Raw genomic sequence first — 21705 nt, forward strand, 5'->3', positions numbered from 1 at the left:
GCCATAACTCGAGGCTATCGCCTTATTTCAAGTTTTGATTAGACGGTTATCACGTAGCCTTCGATAGTGCTCACCAGCGCCGCCCTGAAGCGGCAAAGTTGCCATCCACAACAATAATAAAACGAGGTACGCACCATGGCTCGTTCCAGTGCTTCCCTGCATCTGCCTGGCGCAGTTGCCCAGCCAGCGGCAACACCGCTGACCGGCACGACCAAAGCCAGCAGCGTGCGCTGGCGGATCTTCGCGATCATCTTTGCGTTGACCATGGTCAACCTGATCGACCGGGTCTCGCTGTCCATCGCGATGCCGACCATCGCCCATGAATTTTCCCTGTCGCCGAGCCTGCAAGGGCTGATCCTCAGCAGCTTCTTCTGGGCCTATGCGCTGTTGCAAATTCCCGGCGGCTGGATGATCGATCGCTTCGGGCCGCACCGGGTCATCAGTTGGTCCACCGGGTTGTGGGGTACGTTTCAGGTGCTGGCGGCGTTTGCGACCGGAGGGTTGTCATTGTTGTTCGCCCGGGTCGCACTCGGGGCGGCAGAGGCACCGTTGTTTCCGTCTGGCGGCAAGTTGATTTCCCTGTGGCTGGCACCGAGCGAGCGCAGCCGTGGCGCGGTGCTGATGGACAGCGGCAGCCCGTTGGGCGTGGCGTTGGGCGGGTTGATCATTGCCTACCTGATTGCCTCGCTGGATTCATGGCGTCTGGCGTTCGTGATCGCCGGTGTCGCGACGCTGGTGCTGGCCTGGCTGGCGCGGCGTTATCTGCGTGATGACCCGGCCAGTCACCCGCAAGTGAATGCTGAAGAACTGGAAAAGATTAATGCCGGGCGCGCGACGCCCGCTGCCGAAGCCGCGCGTGTGCCGGTCAAAGGCTTGGGCATCGCGGCACGATCCTTGAGCGGTTTGCTGATCGGTCGCGCCAGTTGGGCGATGGTGTATTTCGGGCTGCTGACCTGGGGGCCGAGTTATCTAGCGCAGGCTCGTGGCTTCGATATCAAGGGCATTGGTGCTGCGACGTTTGTGATCTTCGTGTGCGGCGCGCTGGGTTCGTTGACGGGTGGTTTCCTTTGCGACGGACTGATCCGCAAAGGCGTCAGCCGTGGCGTGGCAGTCAAGAGCCTGCTGGCGTTTTCCGGGCTGGTAGCCCTCGGCGCGTTCCTGTTGCTGCCAACCCTGAGCAATCCTTTTGCGGCCGTGGCGTTGTTGGCCATGACCGCATTTTTTCTGATGTGGGGCAGTCTCTACTGGAGCTTCCCGGCATTGCTGGCGGCACCGGCGCGGGTCGGCTTGATCGGCGGCGTGATGAACATGGCCGGCAGCACCGGCGGCATCGCGGTACCGATTCTGGTGGGGATCATTCTGCAAATGATCGGTGGTTTTGCGACGGTGCTGGGGTTCTTTGCGGTGTGCTCGGCGGTGTTTGTTCTAGCGACGTTGTTCATCAGCCTCGACGAGGTGCGCCATGGGTGAGTTGTGGAACGGCCCGATCATTGACGCCCATCATCACTTCTGGGACCCGTCGATCAATGACCATCCGTGGCTGGCGCCCGAAGCCAACATCCCGTTTCGTTACGGTGATTACAGCGTGATCAAGCGCCGCTATTTTCCTGACGACTATTTCGCTGACGTCGGCCCGCATCGCGTGGTGCAAACGGTGTACGTCGAGACCGAATGGGACCCGCAGGACCCGATTGGCGAAACCCTTTTTATCGAGGGGCTGGCCGCCCGATATGGCGTGCCGAATGCCGTCGTCGCGCAAGCTTGGCTCGACCGTCCGGACGCCATCGCGATACTGGCCGAGCAAGCCAGTTTCAAGTGTGTGCGCAGCGTGCGGCACAAACCTGGCGGACCGACTTCGCCTGCGCAGGTTGGCCACGTTCGCAGTTTGATGAGCGATGAATATTGGCGTCGCAGTTTCGCCGCGCTCGAAGGGTTGGGGCTGCATTTCGATTTGCAGGCACCGTGGTGGAACCTGCACGAAGCCGAACGGCTGGCCCGGGACTTTCCGGGCACGACGATCATCCTCAACCACGCCGGGTTGCCCAATGACCGCAGTGCCGAAGGCCTGGCAGGTTGGCGTTTGGCGATGGCGCGGCTGGCCGAGTGGCCGAACGTGCAGGTGAAAATTTCCGGCCTGGGCCAGGCCGGCCAGGCGTGGCGCGCCAAAGACAACGCCTGGATCGTGCGTGAAGTGATTGCCATGTTCGGCACTGATCGGGCGATGTTCGCCAGCAACTTCCCCGTGGACAGCCTGTGCGGCTCATTCGACGACATCTACAGCGGTTTCAAATCCATCGTTGCTGATCTGCCCAGCGCCGATCAGGAGCGTCTTTTCTACAGCAACGCGCAGCGGGTTTATCGCTGCGAGCCTTGCGCCATTGACCGGACATGGCCTGAACCCTTGAGGAGTGAAGCATGAACAAGACAACCATCGCGATGGTTCTGGGTGACCCGGCAGGTATCGGCCCGGAGCTGATTGCACGCCTGCTCGGTGAACCCGAAGTGCGCAGCCAGGCCAATGTGATACTGATCGCCGATGAAGCGGAAATGCGCCGCGGCATGCGCATCGCCGGGGTGGAGTTTCCTTACCGGCGCGTCGATTCTCTGGATCAGCTGGATTTTCGTGATGACACGCCGCTGTTCTTTGACTTCCGCGGCGACACGATTGGTGAATTTCCCCGCAGTGAAGCCAGCGTCATCGGCGGGCGCTACAGCCTCGATACCCTGGAAAAAGCCCTTCGCCTGACCGAGGTCGGCACCACCGACGCGGTGCTGTTCGGGCCGCTGAACAAGACTTCGCTGCACATGGCCGGCATGGCCCACAGCGATGAGCTGCACTGGTTTGCCGAACTGCTGGATTTCCACGGGCCGTTCTGCGAATTCAACGTGCTCGACAACCTTTGGACTTCGCGCGTGACGTCCCATGTGGCGCTGGCCGAGGTGCCGGGCATGCTCAGTCAGACGCGGGTGATTGAAGCGATCCAGCTGATCGACACCGCGCTCAAACGCAATGGCCTGGAAAACCCGCGCATTGGTGTGTGTGGACTGAACCCGCATAACGGCGACAACGGCTCGTTCGGTCGCGAAGAACTGGACATCATCGGCCCGGCCGTGCGCTCGGCTCAGGCGTTGGGCATTGCGGCCGAAGGCCCATATCCGGCTGACACGATCTTCCTCAAGGTTCAGGGCGACGCCAGTGCCTTTGACGCGGTGGTCACGATGTATCACGACCAGGGGCAGATCGCGATCAAGTTGATGGGCTTCTCTCGCGGGGTGACGGTGCAGGGTGGCTTGCCGATTCCGATTACCACGCCGGCGCATGGCACCGCGTTTGATATCGCGGGGCAGGGCAAGGCGAATGTCGGGGCGATTCGGCAAGCGTTCGAGATTGCGTGCCGGATGGGCGTCAACAACTACTGATACAACGCAATACCTCTGTGGGAGCGGGCTTGCTCGCGATGGCGCCAGTCCAGACACCGTGCGGTGACTGTCGGACCGCTATCGCGAGCAAGCTCGCTCCCACATTTTTTTGTGTGATGCCTGATAACCCTATCTACCTACAAATCGGTTTATGCGATCACCCCAGGTTATCGCCGGATACGCATAAGTGATTATCCGCAGCCCCCGAGCGCTGGCTAAAGTCGCTCCATCGAATGCCCGGGCCGGCCACTCAAGCGGCCCCGCGCAGCGACCCGACAACTACAAAAAACCGGCAGCGCAAGGAACTGTATTCATGAAAATCAAAGCCATCCGTACCCGCGTTTTCGAGTGGAAAGGCAAAGTCGTCCCGCCTCAAGCGCACTTCTGCACCAACGCCAGCGACATCCTGTTCGAGCGCGGCGATGCCATGGGCTCGTTCCGTTTTCACGGCTGGCTGGTGGTGGAAGTCGAGACCGACACCGGTCTTGTCGGCATCGGTAACTGCGCCCTGGCGCCGCGTGTGGCCAAGGAGATCATCGACACCTACCTGGCGCCGATCGCGATTGGCGAAGACCCGTTCGACAACGAATACATCTGGCAGAAGATGTACCGCCAGAGCCACGCCTGGGGCCGTAAAGGCATCGGCATGGCAGCGATCTCGGCGATCGACATTGCCATCTGGGACATCATGGGCAAAGCCGTGAACAAACCGGTGTTCAAACTGCTCGGCGGCCGGACCAAGGAAAAGATCTGGACCTACGCCTCCAAGCTCTACGCCAATGACAACCTCGACCTGTTCCTCGAAGAAGCCCAGGGCTATCTGAACCAGGGTTTCACCGCGCTGAAAATGCGTTTCGGCTACGGCCCGAAAGACGGCCCGGCAGGCATGCGCAAGAACATCGAACAAGTGCGGGCGCTGCGTAACCTGGCTGGCCCCGACATCGACATCATGCTCGAGTGCTACATGGGCTGGACCCTGGAATACGCCCGTCGCATGTTGCCCAAACTCGCCGAGTTCGAACCGCGCTGGCTCGAAGAACCGGTGATCGCCGACGACATCGAAGGCTACATCGAACTGAAAAAAATGGGGATCATGCCGATCTCCGGCGGCGAGCATGAGTTCACCTCCTACGGCTTCAAAGACCTGCTGGAACGGCGCGCTGTCGACGTAATCCAGTACGACACCAACCGCGTCGGCGGCATCACCGCTGCGCGCAAGATCAACGCCATGGCCGAAGCCTGGTCGGTGCCGGTCATTCCTCATGCCGGGCAGATGCATAACTACCACCTGACCATGTCCACCACCGCCTCGCCGATGGCCGAGTTCTTCCCGGTGTTCGACGTCGAAGTCGGCAACGAACTCTTCTACTACGTGTTCAAGGGCGAGCCGCAACCGGTCAACGGCTACATCCAGCTCGACGACAACAAACCGGGCCTGGGCCTGGAAATCTCCGATGAGTACCTGAGCGATTTCAACATCATCGAGTGACCCTGTGGTGCCACAAATTCACGAATCTCTGGAGGGCCGTCATGCGCCTGATTCAATTTGAAAACACTGCCGGTGAACGCCAGGTGGGCCTCGTAGAGGGCACACAGGTCCAGGTGCTCAAAGGCACCCGCAGCACCCGTGAACTGGCACTCGCGGCGATCCGCGCCCAGCGCAGCCTGCAAGAAGAAGTCGCACAACGCGGCACTGAGCCAGGCCCGGATTACGCACACCTGTTGCAACAAGGCAAAATCCTGCCGCCACTGGATCACGAAGACCCGGCGCATTGCCTGATCAGCGGCACCGGCCTGACCCACTTGGGCAGCGCTTCGGCGCGGGACAAAATGCACCAGCAGGACGGCGCGGTCGAAGCCGGCATGACCGAAACCATGCGCATTTTCAAATGGGGCCTGGAGGGCGGAAAACCAGCGGCCGGGCAGGTCGGTGCGCAACCGGAATGGTTCTATAAGGGCGATGGCAGCATCGTCGTGCGTCCCGGCGCAGACTTCCCTGTACCGCCATTTGCCGAAGACGCCGGTGAAGAGCCGGAGCTGACCGGCCTCTACGTGATCGGCGACGACGGCCAGCCTTACCGGGTCGGTTATGCCTTGGGCAACGAGTTCTCCGACCATGTGATGGAGCGGCGCAATTACCTCTACCTCGCCCATTCGAAACTGCGCTTCTGCGCCTACGGGCCGGAGCTGCGCGTCGGTGAATTGCCCCGGCATCTGGCTGGCACCAGCCGCATCATTCGCAACGGCGAAACGCTTTGGGAAAAGGAATTTCTCAGCGGCGAAGACAACATGTGCCACAGCCTCGCCAACCTCGAATTCCATCACTTCAAATACGCGCAGTTTTTGCGTCCCGGCGATGTTCACGTGCATTACTTCGGCACCGCCACGCTGTCGTTTGCCGACGGGGTGAAAACCCAGCCGGGCGATCGCTTCCAGATCAGCCTCGATGAGTTCGGCGCGCCGCTGGAAAACGGCATCGGCGAAAGCGCCCAGCCGTTGGCCATCGGTCAGGTACGCGCGCTTTAAGTCTTTAACCTCCGGCGCTGTTGGCCGGTCAAGGAATCCCTCATGACATTGCCACTTGGACACAACTACATCGGCGGTCGTCGCAGCGCCAACGGTACGGTGCAGCTGCAAAGCCTCGACGCGACTACCGGTGAGCCGCTGCCCGGTACCTTCTTCCAGGCCACTGAAGCCGAAGTGGGTACCGCCGCGAAAGCCGCAGCCGCTGCCTACCCGATCTACCGCAATCTGAGCGCGGAAAAACGCGCGGCATTCCTCGATGCCATCGCCGATGAAATCGATGCCTTGGGCGATGACTTCGTCGCCACAGTCTGTCGCGAAACCGCGTTGCCGGCCGGGCGTATCCAGGGTGAACGCGCCCGCACCAGCGGGCAAATGCGCTTGTTCGCCAAGGTTCTGCGTCGCGGTGATTTCTACGGTGCGCGGATTGATCGGGCGCTGCCGGATCGCCAGCCGTTGCCGCGTCCGGATCTGCGTCAGTACCTCATCGCCCTCGGGCCGGTTGCGGTGTTCGGCGCCAGCAACTTTCCGTTAGCGTTCTCAACGGCCGGTGGCGATACCGCCTCGGCGCTGGCCGCCGGTTGCCCGGTGGTGTTCAAAGCTCACAGCGGGCACATGGCAACGGCCGAGTGGGTCGCGGACGCGATCATCCGCGCCGCCGAGCTCACCGAGATGCCGGCCGGCGTGTTCAACATGATTTATGGTGGGGGCGTCGGCGAATGGCTGGTCAAGCACCCGGCGATTCAGGCCGTGGGTTTCACCGGTTCGCTCAAGGGCGGCAATGCCTTGAGTCACATGGCGGCGACCCGGTCGCAGCCGATCCCGGTGTTTGCCGAGATGTCGAGTATCAACCCGGTGTTCCTGCTGCCCGAAGCGCTCAAGGTGCGCGGCGAGCAGATCGCTGTGCAACTGGCCGGTTCGGTGACACTGGGTTGCGGGCAGTTTTGCACCAATCCAGGTTTGGTCATTGGTTTGCGTTCACCGCAGTTCAGCCTGTTTCTGGAAAGCTTTTGCGCGAGCATGAACCAGCAACCGGCGCAAACCATGCTCAATGCCGGTGCGCTCGTCAGCTTCAGCTACAGCAAAGGCCTGGGTGAGCTGCACGAACATCCGGGGCTGACGCATCTGGCGGGCAAGCCGCAACAGGGGAATCAGGCGCATCCGCAAGTGTTCAAGGCTGATGTCAGCCTGCTGCTCACGGGCGAAGAACTGCTTCAGGAAGAGGTGTTCGGGCCGACCACCATCGTCATCGAAGTCGAAGACCGGGCTCAGCTCGCGGCTGCGCTGCACGGTTTGCGCGGGCAACTGACGGCGACGTTGATTGGCGAGGCCGAGGAATTGCTGGAGTACCGTTGGCTTGCGGAGGCGCTGCAGGAAAAGGTCGGGCGGATTTTGCTCAATGGTTATCCGACGGGGGTCGAGGTCTGCGAGGCGATGGTGCATGGCGGGCCTTACCCGGCCACTTCAGATTCGCGGGGTACGTCGGTGGGTACGCTGGCGATCGATCGCTTCCTGCGGCCGGTGTGCTTCCAGAATTACCCGGATGCGTTGTTGCCCGAGGCGTTGCAGAACGCTAATCCGCTGGGGATCCGGCGGTTGGTGGATGGCGAGGTGAGCAAATTAGCTTTGTAGTCGTCTGAACCGACGCTATCGCGGGCAAGCCCGCTCCCACAGGATTGGGTGTTGATCACAGAATCTGTGTGCGACACCAATCATTGTGGGAGCGGGCTTGCCCGCGATGGCGCCAGTAGCCTCACCACAAATTACTTGGCAGCCACCGCAGCAGCCTTCACCACCGTACGCTTCAACACCAGCCACAACGCCGCCGCAATCAACACCCCGCCATAGATATGCGCCATCGACAACGGCTCATCCAGCAACAACGCCCCCCACAACACCCCGAACGGCGGGATCAAGAAGGTCGTGGTCATCGACTTCACCGGCCCGACCGAGCTGAGCAGGCGGAAGTAAATAATGTACGCCAACGCGGTACATACCAGCCCCAACCCCAGCAGCGACAGCCATACACTCCAGCCGCCCCAGCTTTCCGGTGGCTGGCTGATCACGCTGTAGCCGAACAGCGGCAACAGAAACAAGGTTGCGCCGAGCATGCTGCCCACCGCCGATAGACGACTGTCGAGACCACCGGCCTGATCAAGCCAGCGGCGCGCGAGGAACCCGGCGAAACCGTAGCAGGTCGTGGCGAGCAGGCAGGCGAGGGCGCCCATCAGCAGTTCCATGTCGAACGCCACCGGACCGGCTCGGGTCAGGATGCCCACGCCCAACAGCCCGAGGAACACGCCGCCAAGTTTGGCGGCGGTGAGTTTTTCATGGAAGAACAGACCGCCGATCAGCACGCCCATCAGTGGCGTGGTGGCGTTGAAAATCGCCGAGTAACCGGCCGGCAGCACTTGGGCGGCTACCGAGTACAGGGTTGCCGGAATCCCGGAGTTGATCACGCCGAGCAGCATCACGGTTTTGAGTTTGCCTTTGAAATCCCAGCTGATGCGCATCAGCCCGAGAATCACCAACAGGCCGACCGCGGCAATCGACACGCGGAAAAAAGCAGTGGGGATTGTGCCAATCACCGGGGCAATGATGCGCATGAACAGAAAGCTCGCGCCCCAAATGGCGGCAAGCGACAACAAACGCAGAGTATCGACGGGGTTCACAGCGCTTTCCTTCCTTGATAGGCGCGCAAGTGTCGCGCCAGTCAGGACGCAAGGCAATGGTTGCGTTGCGTAACAAAGGGCCACTAAGCTCAGGCCCCACGATAAGAATCAGCCGCCGAGGTTTTACCTATGCCGCAGCAATGGCCAGCCGCCGACATCGCCCGAATGATCCTCGATGGCTTTGACGATTATCGCGAGCATTTCCGCCAGATCACCGACGGCGCCCGGGCCCGCTTCGAGCAGGCCAAGTGGCAGGAGACGCAATCGGCGTCGGCCGCGCGAATCAACCTCTACGAAGAAAAAGTCAGCGAAACGGTCGGACGGCTGCACATCGCTTTCGACGCCGACACGCTGGATGTCAGCTGCTGGCCGCTGGTCAAAAGCGCATACATCACGCTGATCGACCTGCGCTTCGACGATGAACTGTCGGAAACCTGGTACAACTCGATCTTCTGCGGGCTGTTCAGCCACGACCTGATCAGCGACGGCTGCATGTTTATCCACACCACCCGGCCGAGCCTGCGCCGTGCCCGCGCCGCACAAACCCGCACGTACAAGCCCCAAGGCCAGTTGTCCGGGATGCTGGCGAGCATTTTTGCCGACTACCGCTTCAGCGAGGATTACGCCAACCTGGCGGGCGACCTGAGTCGACTCGAAGGGCAATTACGCGAGAACCTGCCGGACTGGGTCTGCAAGGACCCGGAGCTGAGTGTCGAACTGTTTTCCTCGGTGCTTTACCGCAACAAAGGCGCGTACCTGGTCGGGCGCATCTACACCCAGGACGAACAATGGCCGCTGGTGATTCCGCTGCTGCACCGTGAAGGTCGCGGGATTCAGATCGATGCGCTGATCACCGATGAAGCGGACGTGTCGATCATCTTCTCGTTCACCCGCTCGTATTTCATGGTCGACGTGCCGGTACCGGCGGAGTTCATCGGTTTCCTCAAGCGCATCCTGCCGGGCAAGCACATCGCCGAGCTGTACACCTCGATCGGCTTTTACAAACACGGTAAATCCGAGTTCTACCGGGCGCTGATCAATCACCTGGCCAACACCGACGACCAGTTCATCATGGCCCCGGGCGTGCGTGGCATGGTGATGAGCGTATTTACCCTGCCGGGTTTCAACACCGTATTCAAAATCATCAAGGACCGTTTCTCGCCGTCAAAGAACGTCGACCGCGCCACGGTGATCGAGAAGTACCGTCTGGTGAAGAGCGTCGACCGGGTCGGGCGCCTGGCCGACACCCAGGAATTTGCCGACTTCCGTTTCCCGTTGAGCAAGTTCGACCCGGCCTGTCTGGAAGAGCTGCTCGATGTGGCGGCGTCCACCGTGTCGGTAGAGGGCGACACCGTGCTGATCCGCCACTGCTGGACCGAACGGCGGATGACGCCGTTGAACCTGTATCTGGAAAACGCCAACGACGCTCAGGTCCGCGAGGCGCTGGAAGATTACGGGCTGGCGATCAAGCAACTGGCGGCGGCGAACATCTTTCCCGGCGACATGCTGCTGAAGAATTTTGGCGTCACTCGTCACGGACGGGTGGTGTTTTATGACTATGACGAGATCTGCTTCCTGACCGAGGCCAACTTCCGGCATATCCCGCAACCGCGCACGCCGGAAGACGAGATGGCGTCGGAGCCGTGGTATTCGATCGGACCGCTGGATGTGTTTCCTGAAGAGTTTCCGCCGTTTTTGTTTGCGGATGCTGGGCAGCGCAGGTTGTTTGATCAGTTGCATGGTGAGCTTTACAACGCCGATTACTGGAAAGGCCTTCAGGAAGCCATTCGCGCCGGGAAGGTGATTGATGTGTTTCCGTATCGGCGCAAGGGCCTTGATAACGAATAACCCACTCAGTACACACCCTGTGGCGAGGGAGCTTGCTCCCGCTGGACTGCGCAGCAGTCCCCTTTTGGGGCCGCTTCGCAGCCCAGCGGGAGCAAGCTCCCTCGCCACAAAGGCAGGTTGCATTCGTCGCCATGCACCCAAATCTGCGACAATCGCCCCCCTGCGCCACTAGACGACTTATTGCGTACCTGATGACTGACGAATCGCCTTCCATCGACAAACTGCTGAAAAACCTCGATCACGCCATGCTCGCCGACCGCCACCGGCTGCGGCGGCAGTTGCTTGAGCTGCGCAAGAAACCTGACGAAGCCAAGCTGGCCCAGTGGGTGACGCGCACGCAGGCGTCCTGTGATCAGGTGTTGGCGCGGCGGGCCAGCCTGCCGGTGATTCGTTACGACGACAGCCTGCCGATCGCCGCCAAGCGCGACGAAATCAAAGCAGCGCTGCTCAAGCATCAGGTGCTGATCATTGCCGGTGAAACCGGTTCGGGTAAAACCACCCAGTTGCCGAAAATCTGCCTGGAAATCGGTCGCGGTCAGCATGGCCTGATCGGCCACACCCAGCCCCGTCGAATCGCCGCTCGCAGCGTGGCCAGCCGGGTCGCCGAAGAACTGGCGACGCCGTTGGGCGCGCTGGTTGGCTATCAGGTGCGGTTCGAGGACCAGAGCGATTCCAACACCCTGATCAAACTGATGACCGACGGCATCCTGCTGGCGGAAACCCAGAACGACCGCTACCTCGAACGCTACGACACGATCATCGTCGACGAAGCCCATGAACGCAGCCTCAACATCGACTTCCTGCTCGGTTACCTGAAAACCCTGTTGCCGCGCCGTCCGGACCTGAAAGTCATCATCACCTCGGCGACCATCGACCTGGAGCGTTTCTCCAAGCATTTCGATGACGCGCCGATTGTCGAAGTCTCGGGCCGCACCTTCCCGGTAGAAACCTGGTACCGCCCGCTGACTCTGGAGCAGGACGAAGAGGGCAACCGCGTCGAGGATGACTTGACGGTGGATCAGGCGATCCTCGCCACCCTCGACGAAATCGCCGCGTTCGAACGCAGCGAACGCAAGAGCCCCGGCGATGTGCTGGTGTTCCTGCCCGGCGAGCGCGAGATTCGCGACGCGGCGGACATGCTGCGCAAGGCCCAGCTCAAGCACACCGAGATTCTGCCGTTGTACGCGCGATTGTCGCCGGCCGAGCAGCAGCGGATTTTCCAGTCGCACCCTGGCCGTCGCGTGGTCCTGGCGACCAACGTCGCGGAAACCTCGCTGACGGTGCCGGGCATTCGTTACGTGATCGACAGCGGCACCGCGCGCATCAGCCGTTACAGCTACCGCGCCAAGGTCCAGCGCCTGCCCATCGAAGCCATTTCCCAGGCCAGCGCCAACCAGCGTAAAGGTCGCTGCGGACGGGTCGAGCCGGGCATTTGTATTCGCTTGTACGCCGAAGAAGATTTCATCGGTCGCCCGGAATTTACCGATCCGGAAATCCTGCGCACCAACCTCGCGGCGGTGATTTTGCAGATGCTGCATCTGCGCCTCGGCGAGATCACAGATTTTCCGTTTATCGAGCCACCGGATGGCAAAGCCATCAGCGACGGTTTCAACCTGCTGCAAGAACTCTCGGCGGTCGACCGCAACAGCCAACTTACCCCGCTCGGTCGCCAATTGGCGCGGTTGCCGGTGGACCCACGCATGGGCCGCATGCTGCTGGAAGCGGCGAAACTCGGCAGTTTGCAGGAAGTGCTGATCGTCGCCAGCGCCATGTCGATTCAAGACCCGCGCGAACGTCCGCCGGAGCGTCAGCAAGCGGCGGATCAAGCGCATGCGCAGTGGAAAGACGTGGACTCGGACTTCGCCGGGCTGGTCAATCTGTGGCGTGGTTTTGAAGAACAGCGCCAGGCGCTGACCGCCAGCCCGCTGCGCAATTGGTGCCGCAAGAACTTCCTGAATTACCTGCGTCTGCGCGAATGGCGTGACTCTCACCGTCAGCTGAGCCTGATCTGCCGCGACATGCAGTTGAGCCTCAATAAAGAGCCGGCGGATTACCCGAAACTGCACAAAGCCGTGCTATCGGGACTGCTCAGCCAGATCGGTCAGAAAACCGAAGAAGGCGACTACCTCGGCGCCCGTCAGCGGCGTTTCTGGATTCACCCGTCATCGGGACTCGGCAAGAAGCGTCCGCAATGGCTGATGGCCGCCGAACTGGTGGAAACCACCAAGCTCTACGCGCGCATGGTCGCCAAGATCGACGCCGACTGGATCGAGCCGCTGGCCGGGCACCTGATCAAGAAGAACCACTTCGAACCCCATTGGGAGAAGAAGCGCGGTCAGGTCGTGGCGTTCGAGCAGATCACTTTGTTCGGGCTGATCGTGGTCGGTCGCCGACCGGTGCATTACGGGCCGATTGATCCGGTGGTGTCTCGTGAGTTTTTCATTCGTGAAGGCCTGGTGCGCGGCGAGATTCAGTCCAAAGCCAAGTGCCTGACGGCCAATGCGCAACTGCTGGAACAGCTCGACGAACTGGAAGCCAAGGCTCGTCGTCGCGACATTCTGGCGGACGAAGAAACCCTGTTCGCCTTCTACGATGCGCGACTGCCGGCGGAGATCCACCAGACCGCTACCTTCGATAGCTGGTATCGGGTCAACAGCCAGAAGGACCCGCAGCTGCTGATCATGCGCGAAGAAGACGTACTGGCTCGCGAGGCGAGTGAAGTCACCGCGCTGCATTACCCGGACACCTTGCACATCGGTGATCTGGAGTTGGCGCTGAGCTACCACTTCGAGCCGAACCACCCGCGTGACGGCGTGACCCTGCGTGTGCCGGCGCCGTTGTTGCCGATGCTGCCGCCAGAACGCCTGGAATGGCTGGTGCCGGGCGTGATCGAGGCCAAGTGCATCGCGCTGGTGCGCAACCTGCCCAAAGCCCTGCGCAAGAATTTCGTGCCGGTGCCGGACTTCGTCAAAGCCGCATTGCAACGCATGACTTTCGCCGAGGGCTCGTTACCGCAGGCGTTGGGCCGTGAACTGTTGCGGATGACCGGTGCGCGTGTCAGCGATGAAGCCTGGGCCGAAGCGTCGCAGCAGGTCGACAGTCATTTGCGGATGAACCTGGAAATCGTCGACGGCCAGGGCAAGTTCCTGGGCGAAGGGCGTGATCTGGCGGAGCTGACCGCACGTTTTGCCGAAGCCAGTCAGGCCGCGTTGGCCGTACCGCAAACCGCGAAAAACCAGCAGCCGGTAGAGCCGAAAGTGTTTGCCGCCGTCGCCGAGAAAACCCAGCAGAAGATTGCCGGGCTATCGATGACGGTGTATCCGGCGCTGGTGGAAGAGAGCGGCACGGTCAAGGAAGGACGTTTTTCGACGCCGGCCGAGGCCGAGTTTCAACATCGCCGCGCCTTGCAGCGTTTGCTGATGCAACAACTGGCTGAACCAGCGAAGTTCCTGCGCAGCAAGTTGCCGGGGCTGACCGAATTGGGCCTGATGTACCGCGACATGGGGCGCATCGACAGTCTGGTCGAAGACATCCTGCTGGCGAGCCTCGACAGCTGCATTCTCGACGGCGAAGACCCGCTGCCACGGGATGGCGCCGGGTTGGCATCGCTGGCCGAACGCAAGCGCGGTGGCTGGACCGAGCACGCCGAGCGCCTGGCCAAGCTGACGCTGGAAATCCTCAAGCTCTGGCACGGCCTGCAAAAACGCTTCAAGGGCAAGATCGACCTGGCGCAAGCCGTGGCCCTGAACGACATCAAGCAGCAGCTCAGTCATCTGGTGTATCCGGGCTTCGTTCGTGAAACCCCGATGCAGTGGCTCAAGGAGCTGCCGCGTTATCTGAAAGCAGTCGAGCAGCGCTTCGAGAAAATCGGCGCTCAGGTGCAGAGGGACCGGGTCTGGAGCGGCGAGTTGTCTGGTCTGTGGACGCAATATCAAACCCGCGCGAGCAAACATGCCCAGGAAGGCAAACGCGATCCGCAGCTGGAACTTTATCGCTGGTGGCTGGAGGAATACCGGGTTTCCCTGTTCGCCCAACAATTGGGGACCAAGGTGCCGATCTCCGACAAGCGCTTGAACAAGCAATGGACCCAAGTCGAACCGTAGTATTCAATCTCGCAAAAGGCGCCAAAACCCAATGTTTATGGCAAACTTCGCGCCTATAAACGCCGGCCCCGCGGTTTTGAGCCTTCACAGGTCTGGGCGGATCGGAATAAAGCGATGCCAGGTTTGCTCCCCCTGACGGGAGCAGATCCTTTGTGTGTTGGTACGTCGGTGCCAACACTTTCTGCCTGAACAGATTAGAGAAACGACCATGCATAACGTCGTCATCAGCGGCACCGGCCTGTACACCCCGGCCAACAGCATCTCCAACGAAGAGCTGGTGCAGTCTTTCAACGCTTACGTCGCGCTATTCAACGCCGACAATGCCGACGCCATCGCGCGCGGCGAAATCGAAGCGTTGACCGAGTCCAGCGCGGCGTTTATCGAAAAGGCGTCTGGCATCAAAAGCCGTTTTGTTATGGACAAGGACGGCATCCTCGACCCGCAACGCATGGCGCCACGCCTGCCGGAGCGCTCGAATGACGAGTGGTCGGTGCTTTGCCAAATGGCCATCGGCGCCGCCGAGCAAGCCTTGCAGCGTGCCGGCAAGACCGCCGCGGACATCGACGGCGTAATCGTCGCCTGTTCCAACCTGCAACGTGCCTACCCGGCCATCGCCATCGAAGTCCAGGAAGCCTTGGGCATCCAGGGTTTCGGTTACGACATGAACGTCGCCTGTTCCTCGGCGACCTTTGGCATCCAGGCCGCCACCAACAGCGTGCAACTGGGCCAGGCCCGGGCGATTCTGATGGTCAACCCGGAAGTCTGCACCGGTCACCTGAACTTCCGCGACCGTGACAGCCACTTCATTTTCGGCGACGCCGCTACCGCGGTGATCATTGAGCGTGCTGACCTGGCAACGTCCAAGTACCAGTTCGATATCGTCAGCACCAAGCTGCTGACCAAGTTCTCCAATAACATCCGCAACAACTTCGGCTTCCTCAACCGCGCGGCGGAAGAGGGCATCGGGAACAAGGACAAACTGTTCGTGCAGGAAGGCCGCAAGGTGTTCCGCGATGTCTGCCCGATGGTCGCCGAGCTGATCGCTACGCACCTGGAAGAGAACACGCTCAACATCGGCGACGTGAAACGCTTCTGGCTGCACCAGGCCAACCTCAGCATGAACCACCTGATCGTCAAGAAGTTGCTGGGCCGCGAAGCCACCGAAGAAGAAGCCCCGGTGATTCTCGACACCTACGCCAACACCAGCTCCGCCGGTTCCGTGATCGCGTTTCACAAGAACCAGGACGATCTGGCCGCCGGTTCGCTGGCAGTGCTCAGCTCGTTCGGCGCCGGTTACTCGATTGGTAGTGTGATTCTGCGCAAGCGCTGAGTTCGCCTGGATAGTCGCAGTAGCTGAAAAGATCGCAGCCTGCGTCAGCTCCTACAGGGTTAGGTAATCCCCCTGTAGGAGCTGACGCAGGCTGCGATCTTTTTTTGCGCCAACAAAAAAACTCGCGCTGCAGTATCGGACGGATGATGGGGACCGATACCACAACGCGAGTTTGTAAAAGCGGCTCGGGCTTCCTTGCCCGAGTCGTGTAGCGGGGAATCAGAACTTGGCTTCGGCATCCAGTTGCAGGGTGTTGATGTCGGAGTCTTTCTTGTTGATGCTGGCGTTGGTTTGGTCAGAGGTAGCCATGAAGTACGTCGCGCCGAGGTTGAAGTTCTTGTCCAACTCGTAGCTCACTTTCAACTTGCTGCCGCGCGAACCGGTGTAACCGTTGGCAAAGTCGGAGTCGGTGAAGGCGCCGACAACTGCGTTACGCTGTACATCGCGGTAGTTGTAGTCCACTGCGAAGCCGTAGATCTTGGACTTCACACCGGCCAACCAACCCGTGTCCTGATTGTTGCTCGCGTCTTTGTTGTTGACGTACTGACCGTACAACGAGAGCGGTACTGGCAGGTTGCTGAAGTCAAGTTGACCAAAACCTTCGTACAGATTGAACTCTTCCCTCGGGCTATTGCCATTGACGGCCAGTGCGCACGGTGCGGTAACGGTGCCGGTGGTAGGGCAAGCACTGCTGTCATCGTTGTCGTAGGCGTAGATACTGCCGCCCAGGGTCATTTTCATGCTGTCAGTGATGGCGAAACGCGCGCCCAACTGGCCAGCGTACAGACGCAGGTCGTGTTTGAACTGCACACCCTCGCCGTCGACGTTGTCCTTGAGGGTGTAGTGACCGGCGCTACCGAACAGCTCGGTGCTGCCGCCCAGCGGGTATTTGTAAGTCGCTGCCAGGCCTTCCGGGTTGATGTCGCTATCCCAGATGATGTCGCCCATGCTCACCCATTGTTGCGGCATCTTGCCGCCGACGAGGTGCAGGTTCTTGATCGCGTCGGGGTGGTAGTCGACGTAGCCCTGGTCCAGCCAGATCGACTTCTTGTCGAAGTAGTTGTTCAGGTCCTGGTTGGTGGACCGGGCGTCGTCGTTGCTGCCGGTGGCGATACGAATACCGGTGTCGACCTGTGGGTTGATTTCGCTGTAGGCACCCAGGCGGGCACGAATGCGCTGACGATCCTGGTCTTTGTTGTTTGGAACGCCATCGTTGTGGACTGTTTCCTCACGGAAACGCACGTCACCCTTGAATTGGGTCTTGGCAGCCCACGCCAGTTTCTGGTCGAAGGTACTCAGTTCATTGGTTTTCTTCGCAGTTGCTGCGATCTGCTCGTTGGTCTCTTGTTGAGCCTGGCGGGCGATTTGCTGGTCTTTCTGATCCCTGGCCAGCTCGGCTTGCAGTTCGGTGTACTGCGCAGGCGAAATCGATCCGTTTGCCTTGAGCATGTCGAGCAGTTTGGCGTCGACTGCGGCGCTGGCCGGAACACTCATGGCCAGCAGCAACCCACCACACAAGGCCGCCGCAGTTTTCGTGGAAGCAAGACGCATATCAATCTCCGAAGATGTAATGGGATGACTGAGCCATCCAGGACACAACCGACCGTTGACGGACGGAAAACAGTGACCAGGTATAGAACCCGGCGCTCTAAAAACAGGCGCCAGTATCGCGATGGTTTATGACAGGGCGGTGGCAATGTGGTGGCATCTCGATGACGATACAAAGTCGTCGAGAACTATTGAGCCAGAGCGCTGTCGTCGAATTGCTCGTGTGCAATGCAGAGCGATAAGCGATACTCGCGATGCTTTCACGCCATGAAGAGTGAGGATGGTGATGCCGTTGCAACGTCTGCAAAGTCTGTCGGAAATCGCGTCGCAGACGTGGGATGCCCTGGTGCCCGAGAATCAGCCCTTTCTGCGCCACGCCTTCCTCAGCACGCTGGAAGACAGCGGCAGCGTCGGTCCTCATTCCGGCTGGCAACCCGAGCATTTGCTGCACATTGAAGGCGATCGCCTGATTGCCGCGCTGCCCAGTTACCGTAAATGGCATTCCTACGGCGAGTACGTGTTCGACCACGCCTGGGCCGATGCCTGTGAACGTGCCGGCATCGATTACTATCCAAAATTGCTGACCGCCGTACCGTTCAGTCCGGTCAGTGGCCCGCGTTTACTGGCGGCCACGCTCGAGGACGGTTTCGAACTGTTGAAAAGCCTGCCGGGTTACCTTGAAATCGAACAACTCTCCAGTGCCCACATCAACTTCACCGATCCGTTTACTGACGCGGCCCTGGCCGAGCAGCCGGGTTGGTTGCAGCGAATCGGCTGTCAGTACCACTGGCAGAATCGCGGCTATCGGGATTTTCAGGACTTCCTCGACGCCCTCAGTTCGCGCAAGCGCAAGCAGATGCGCAAGGAGCGCGAACAAGTGGCCGGGCAGGGCATTGATTTCGAATGGCTTGAAGGTAGGCAACTCGATCAGGCGCAGTGGGATTTTGTCTATGCCTGCTACGCCAACACCTACGCAGTGCGTCGGCAAGCGCCCTATCTGACGCGGGAGTTTTTCAGTTTGCTGGCCGAGCGCATGCCAGAGTCGATTCGTGTGGTGCTGGCCAAGCAAGGCTCACGGCCGGTGGCCATGGCCTTCAGTCTGGTGGGGGGCGACAGCTTTTACGGTCGTTACTGGGGCTGTCTGGCGGAGTTCGATCGTTTGCACTTCGAGACCTGTTTCTACCAGGGCATGGACTATGCGATTGCCAATGGCTTCCAGCGATTCGATGCCGGTGCCCAGGGCGAGCACAAGTTGATTCGCGGGTTTGAACCCGTGATCACTCATTCATGGCACTACTTGCGTCATCCCGGCCTGAAAGCTGCCGTCAAAGACTTCCTGCAGCAAGAGCGCGTGGGTATGTTGGCGTATGCCGAGGAAGCGAGGACGGCCTTGCCTTACCGGCAAGATTGATCCCCGCCCAGGGCTTCAGCTGCCTTCCTTGCCTAACCATCGATACGTCACGCCGCCAACCACCGCGCCGAGCAGCGGCGCCACCCAGAACATCCACAATTGCGCGATGGCCCAGCCTCCGACGATCAGTGCCGGGCCAGTGCTGCGGGCCGGGTTGACCGAGGTGTTGGTGACCGGGATCGAGATCAGGTGAATCAGCGTCAGGGCCAGGCCGATGGCGATCGGCGCCAGCCCGGCGGGGGCGCGCTTGTCGGTGGCACCGAGGATGATCAGCACGAACATCGCCGTCATCACCAGCTCACAGACAAAGCCTGCGGCCATCGAGTATTTGCCGGGAGAATGCTCGCCGTAGCCGTTGGACGCCAGACCGCTGGCGAGATCGAAGCCTTCCTTGCCGTTGGCGATGTAGTAGATCAAGGCCGCCGCGATAATCGCGCCAATCACCTGAGCGATGATGTAGGCGGGCAGCTCTTTGGCGGGGAATCGACCGCCGACGAACAAACCGACCGAGACGGCGGGGTTGAGATGGCAGCCGGAAATATGGCCAATGGCGAATGCCATCGTCAGTACCGTCAGACCAAAGGCCAGGGCCACACCCAGTACCCCGATCCCCAGCGGAGAAGACGCGGCCAGGACCGCACTGCCGCAACCCCCCAACACCAGCCAGAACGTACCGAACAACTCAGTGACTGAACGTTTGAACAGAGACATGAGAGCGTCCTTGATAGGCGACCTATCATCGAGTGATGCGTCCTGCAGTTACGACAGGCTCGTTTCCAGAACCTTGGCTGAGTACAGCAGGATTTATGCAGTTTTCCAGCGGCCCAAAAAAACCGCCAGAGCCCGTGATTGGCGGACTATGGCGGTTTTTCGGATTGTCGCAGATCCCTGTGTGAGTGAGCCTGCTCGCGATGGCGGCGTGTCAGTCGGCACACATGTAGGCTGTTACACCGCCATCGCGAGCAGGCTCGCTCCTACAGTGTCGGTGGTGAATTCAATCAATCGATGCCGACAAACCCACCGGTCTGGTGCTGCCACAACCGCGCATACAACCCGCCATGGGCCAGCAGTTCGGCGTGGCTGCCGGTTTCGGCGATCTTGCCTTTTTCCAGCACCACCAACCGGTCCATGCGGGCGATGGTCGAGAGCCGGTGGGCGATGGCGATCACGGTTTTGCCCTGCATCAGGGTTTCCAGGCTTTCCTGGATCGCCGCTTCGACTTCCGAATCCAGCGCCGAGGTGGCCTCGTCCATGATCAGGATCGGCGCGTCCTTGAGCAGCACGCGAGCAATCGCAATCCGCTGACGCTGGCCGCCGGAGAGTTTCACCCCGCGCTCACCGACGTGGGCATCGAAACCGGTGCGACCTTCGGAGTCCGACAGCAATGGGATGAACTCGTCGGCACGGGCCTTGTGCACCGCCTCCCAGAGTTCGGCGTCGGTGGCGTCGGGTTTGCCGTACAGCAAATTGTCGCGGATCGAGCGATGCAGCAGAGACGTGTCCTGGGTGATCATGCCGATGCGCTCGCGCAGGCTTTCCTGGCCGACTTCGGCGATGTTCTGGCCGTCGATGAGGATGCGCCCGCCCTCCACGTCATAGAGGCGCAGCAGCAGGTTGACCAGGGTTGACTTGCCAGCACCGGACGGACCGATCAGGCCGATTTTTTCACCGGGTTTGATGCTCAGGTTGAGGTCGCCGATGATCCCGCTCTTCTTGCCGTAGTGGAAATCCACGTGCTCGAAACGCACTTCGCCACGGGTGACCGTCAGCGGTTTGGCCTGCTCGCGATCGGTGACGCTGACCGGTTGGGAAATGGTCTGCAAACCGTCCTGAACCATGCCGATGTTTTCGAAAATGCCGGTGACCACCCACATGATCCAGCCGGACATGTTGACGATGCGGATCACCAGGCCGGTGGCCAGGGCAATCGCGCCGACGGTGATCAGCGACTGCGTCCACAGCCACAAGGCCAGGCCGGTGGTGCCGACGATCAGCAAGCCGTTCATGCTGGTGATAACCACGTCCATGCTGGTGACCACCCGGCCGGCCAGTTGGGCTTTTTCGGTTTGTTCCTTGATTGCTTCGCGCGCGTATTGCTGCTCGAAATTGGTGTGGGCGAACAGCTTCAGGGTGGTGATGTTGGTGTAACCGTCGACGATCCGCCCCATGAGTTTGGAGCGCGCATCGGAGGACACCACCGAACGTTCCTTCACCCGCGGCACGAAGTAGTAAAGGGCACTGATGAAGGCGACGATCCAGGTCAGCAGCGGGATCATCAGGCGCCAGTCGGCTTCGGCGAACAGCACCAGCGAACTGATCGCATAGATCAGCACGTGCCACAGCGCGTCCACCGCTTGCACAGCCGAATCGCGCAGCGAGTTGCCGGTCTGCATGATGCGTTGGGCGATGCGCCCGGCGAAGTCGTTCTGGAAAAAATTCAGGCTCTGTTTGAGCACATAACTGTGGTTCTGCCAGCGGATCAGGCTGGTCATGCTGGGGCTCAGGGTCTGGTGCACCAGCAGGTCGTGCAGGCCAACAAAAATCGGCCGAAAAACCAGGGCTACCACCGCCATCCAGGCCAGCTCGATGCCGTGTTCCTTGAAGAAATCGACGTTAGGCGTGCCTTGGGTCAGGTCGATGATGCGACTCAGGTAACTGAACAGCGCCACTTCGATCAGCGCACCGATCAGACCGACGAACAGCAGGACGGCGAAACTCGGCCAGACCTGCTTCAAGTAATAGGTATAAAAAGGGAGAACCCGATCCGGCGGAGCGGCCGTCGGGGCCTCGCGGAAAATGTCGATCAGTTTCTCGAAACGGCGATAAAGCATCAGTTCTCCGCCCGCGCAC

Annotated in this window: 14 protein-coding genes; 10 read left to right on the plus strand and 4 right to left on the minus strand. The window is 60.5% G+C overall.

Translation table 11 applies throughout. The annotated features are described in order from the left end of the window. Window positions 1–135 precede the first annotated feature (135 nt). From QF010_RS17575 to QF010_RS17600, 6 genes are all read left to right on the plus strand, one after another. A complete protein-coding gene (locus tag QF010_RS17575; protein WP_429533610.1) occupies window positions 136–1470 on the plus strand; it encodes an MFS transporter in 1335 nt (444 codons plus the stop codon). Next, window positions 1463–2419 (plus strand): amidohydrolase family protein, encoded by a 957-nt coding sequence (locus QF010_RS17580; RefSeq protein ID WP_429533611.1) that lies wholly within the window; start codon window positions 1463–1465, stop codon window positions 2417–2419. Before QF010_RS17575 ends, QF010_RS17580 begins: the two co-directional genes overlap by 8 nt. Beyond that, complete coding sequence (locus QF010_RS17585) at window positions 2416–3420, plus strand: 4-hydroxythreonine-4-phosphate dehydrogenase PdxA (protein WP_429533612.1); 1005 nt, start codon at window positions 2416–2418, stop codon at window positions 3418–3420. Before QF010_RS17580 ends, QF010_RS17585 begins: the two co-directional genes overlap by 4 nt. Before the next feature lie 313 nt (window positions 3421–3733). Then, window positions 3734–4909: an L-rhamnonate dehydratase gene (locus tag QF010_RS17590; protein ID WP_140677315.1), complete on the plus strand. Its 1176-nt coding sequence runs from the start codon at window positions 3734–3736 to the stop codon at window positions 4907–4909. A gap of 41 nt (window positions 4910–4950) precedes the next feature. Then, the gene (araD1, locus tag QF010_RS17595) at window positions 4951–5946 is read left to right on the plus strand and encodes an AraD1 family protein (protein WP_429533613.1); all 996 of its coding nucleotides are present in this window, start codon (window positions 4951–4953) and stop codon (window positions 5944–5946) included. A gap of 42 nt (window positions 5947–5988) precedes the next feature. After that, window positions 5989–7575, plus strand: coding sequence for an aldehyde dehydrogenase (NADP(+)) (locus tag QF010_RS17600; protein WP_429533614.1), 1587 nt, complete (start codon window positions 5989–5991; stop codon window positions 7573–7575). A gap of 131 nt (window positions 7576–7706) precedes the next feature. On the opposite strand, the gene QF010_RS17605 is transcribed toward QF010_RS17600, so the two are convergent. Beyond that, the gene (locus tag QF010_RS17605) at window positions 7707–8615 is read right to left on the minus strand and encodes a DMT family transporter (protein ID WP_429512249.1); all 909 of its coding nucleotides are present in this window, start codon (window positions 8613–8615) and stop codon (window positions 7707–7709) included. 129 nt (window positions 8616–8744) lie between these two features. Here QF010_RS17605 and aceK point away from each other — a divergent pair, with 129 nt between their 5' ends. From aceK to QF010_RS17620, 3 genes are all read left to right on the plus strand, one after another. After that, a complete protein-coding gene (aceK, locus tag QF010_RS17610; RefSeq protein ID WP_033056136.1) occupies window positions 8745–10463 on the plus strand; it encodes a bifunctional isocitrate dehydrogenase kinase/phosphatase in 1719 nt (572 codons plus the stop codon). 191 nt (window positions 10464–10654) lie between these two features. Further along, complete coding sequence (hrpA, locus tag QF010_RS17615) at window positions 10655–14566, plus strand: ATP-dependent RNA helicase HrpA (protein WP_429533615.1); 3912 nt, start codon at window positions 10655–10657, stop codon at window positions 14564–14566. 208 nt (window positions 14567–14774) lie between these two features. Continuing rightward, complete coding sequence (locus QF010_RS17620) at window positions 14775–15896, plus strand: beta-ketoacyl-ACP synthase III (protein WP_033056133.1); 1122 nt, start codon at window positions 14775–14777, stop codon at window positions 15894–15896. Between the two features lie 219 nt (window positions 15897–16115). Here the strand turns inward: QF010_RS17620 and QF010_RS17625 are convergent, their stop codons facing one another. Further along, window positions 16116–17447 carry a putative porin gene (locus QF010_RS17625; RefSeq protein WP_429533616.1) on the minus strand — a complete coding sequence of 444 codons (1332 nt, stop codon included), beginning with the start codon at window positions 17445–17447 and terminating at the stop codon, window positions 16116–16118. Between the two features lie 283 nt (window positions 17448–17730). Here QF010_RS17625 and QF010_RS17630 point away from each other — a divergent pair, with 283 nt between their 5' ends. Next, the gene (locus tag QF010_RS17630; protein WP_429533617.1) at window positions 17731–18855 is read left to right on the plus strand and encodes a GNAT family N-acetyltransferase; all 1125 of its coding nucleotides are present in this window, start codon (window positions 17731–17733) and stop codon (window positions 18853–18855) included. 15 nt (window positions 18856–18870) lie between these two features. On the opposite strand, the gene aqpZ is transcribed toward QF010_RS17630, so the two are convergent. Together aqpZ and QF010_RS17640 are read right to left on the minus strand one after the other, a co-directional pair. Beyond that, window positions 18871–19566, minus strand: coding sequence for an aquaporin Z (gene aqpZ / locus QF010_RS17635; protein WP_033056131.1), 696 nt, complete (start codon window positions 19564–19566; stop codon window positions 18871–18873). Window positions 19567–19853: 287 nt separating this feature from the next. Further along, window positions 19854–21686: an ABC transporter ATP-binding protein gene (locus tag QF010_RS17640; protein ID WP_429533618.1), complete on the minus strand. Its 1833-nt coding sequence runs from the start codon at window positions 21684–21686 to the stop codon at window positions 19854–19856. Window positions 21687–21705 lie beyond the last annotated feature (19 nt).

Origin of the sequence: Pseudomonas silensiensis (assembly GCF_050434865.1) — a bacterium.
Classification (GTDB): Bacteria; Pseudomonadota; Gammaproteobacteria; order Pseudomonadales; family Pseudomonadaceae; genus Aquipseudomonas; species Aquipseudomonas fluorescens_W.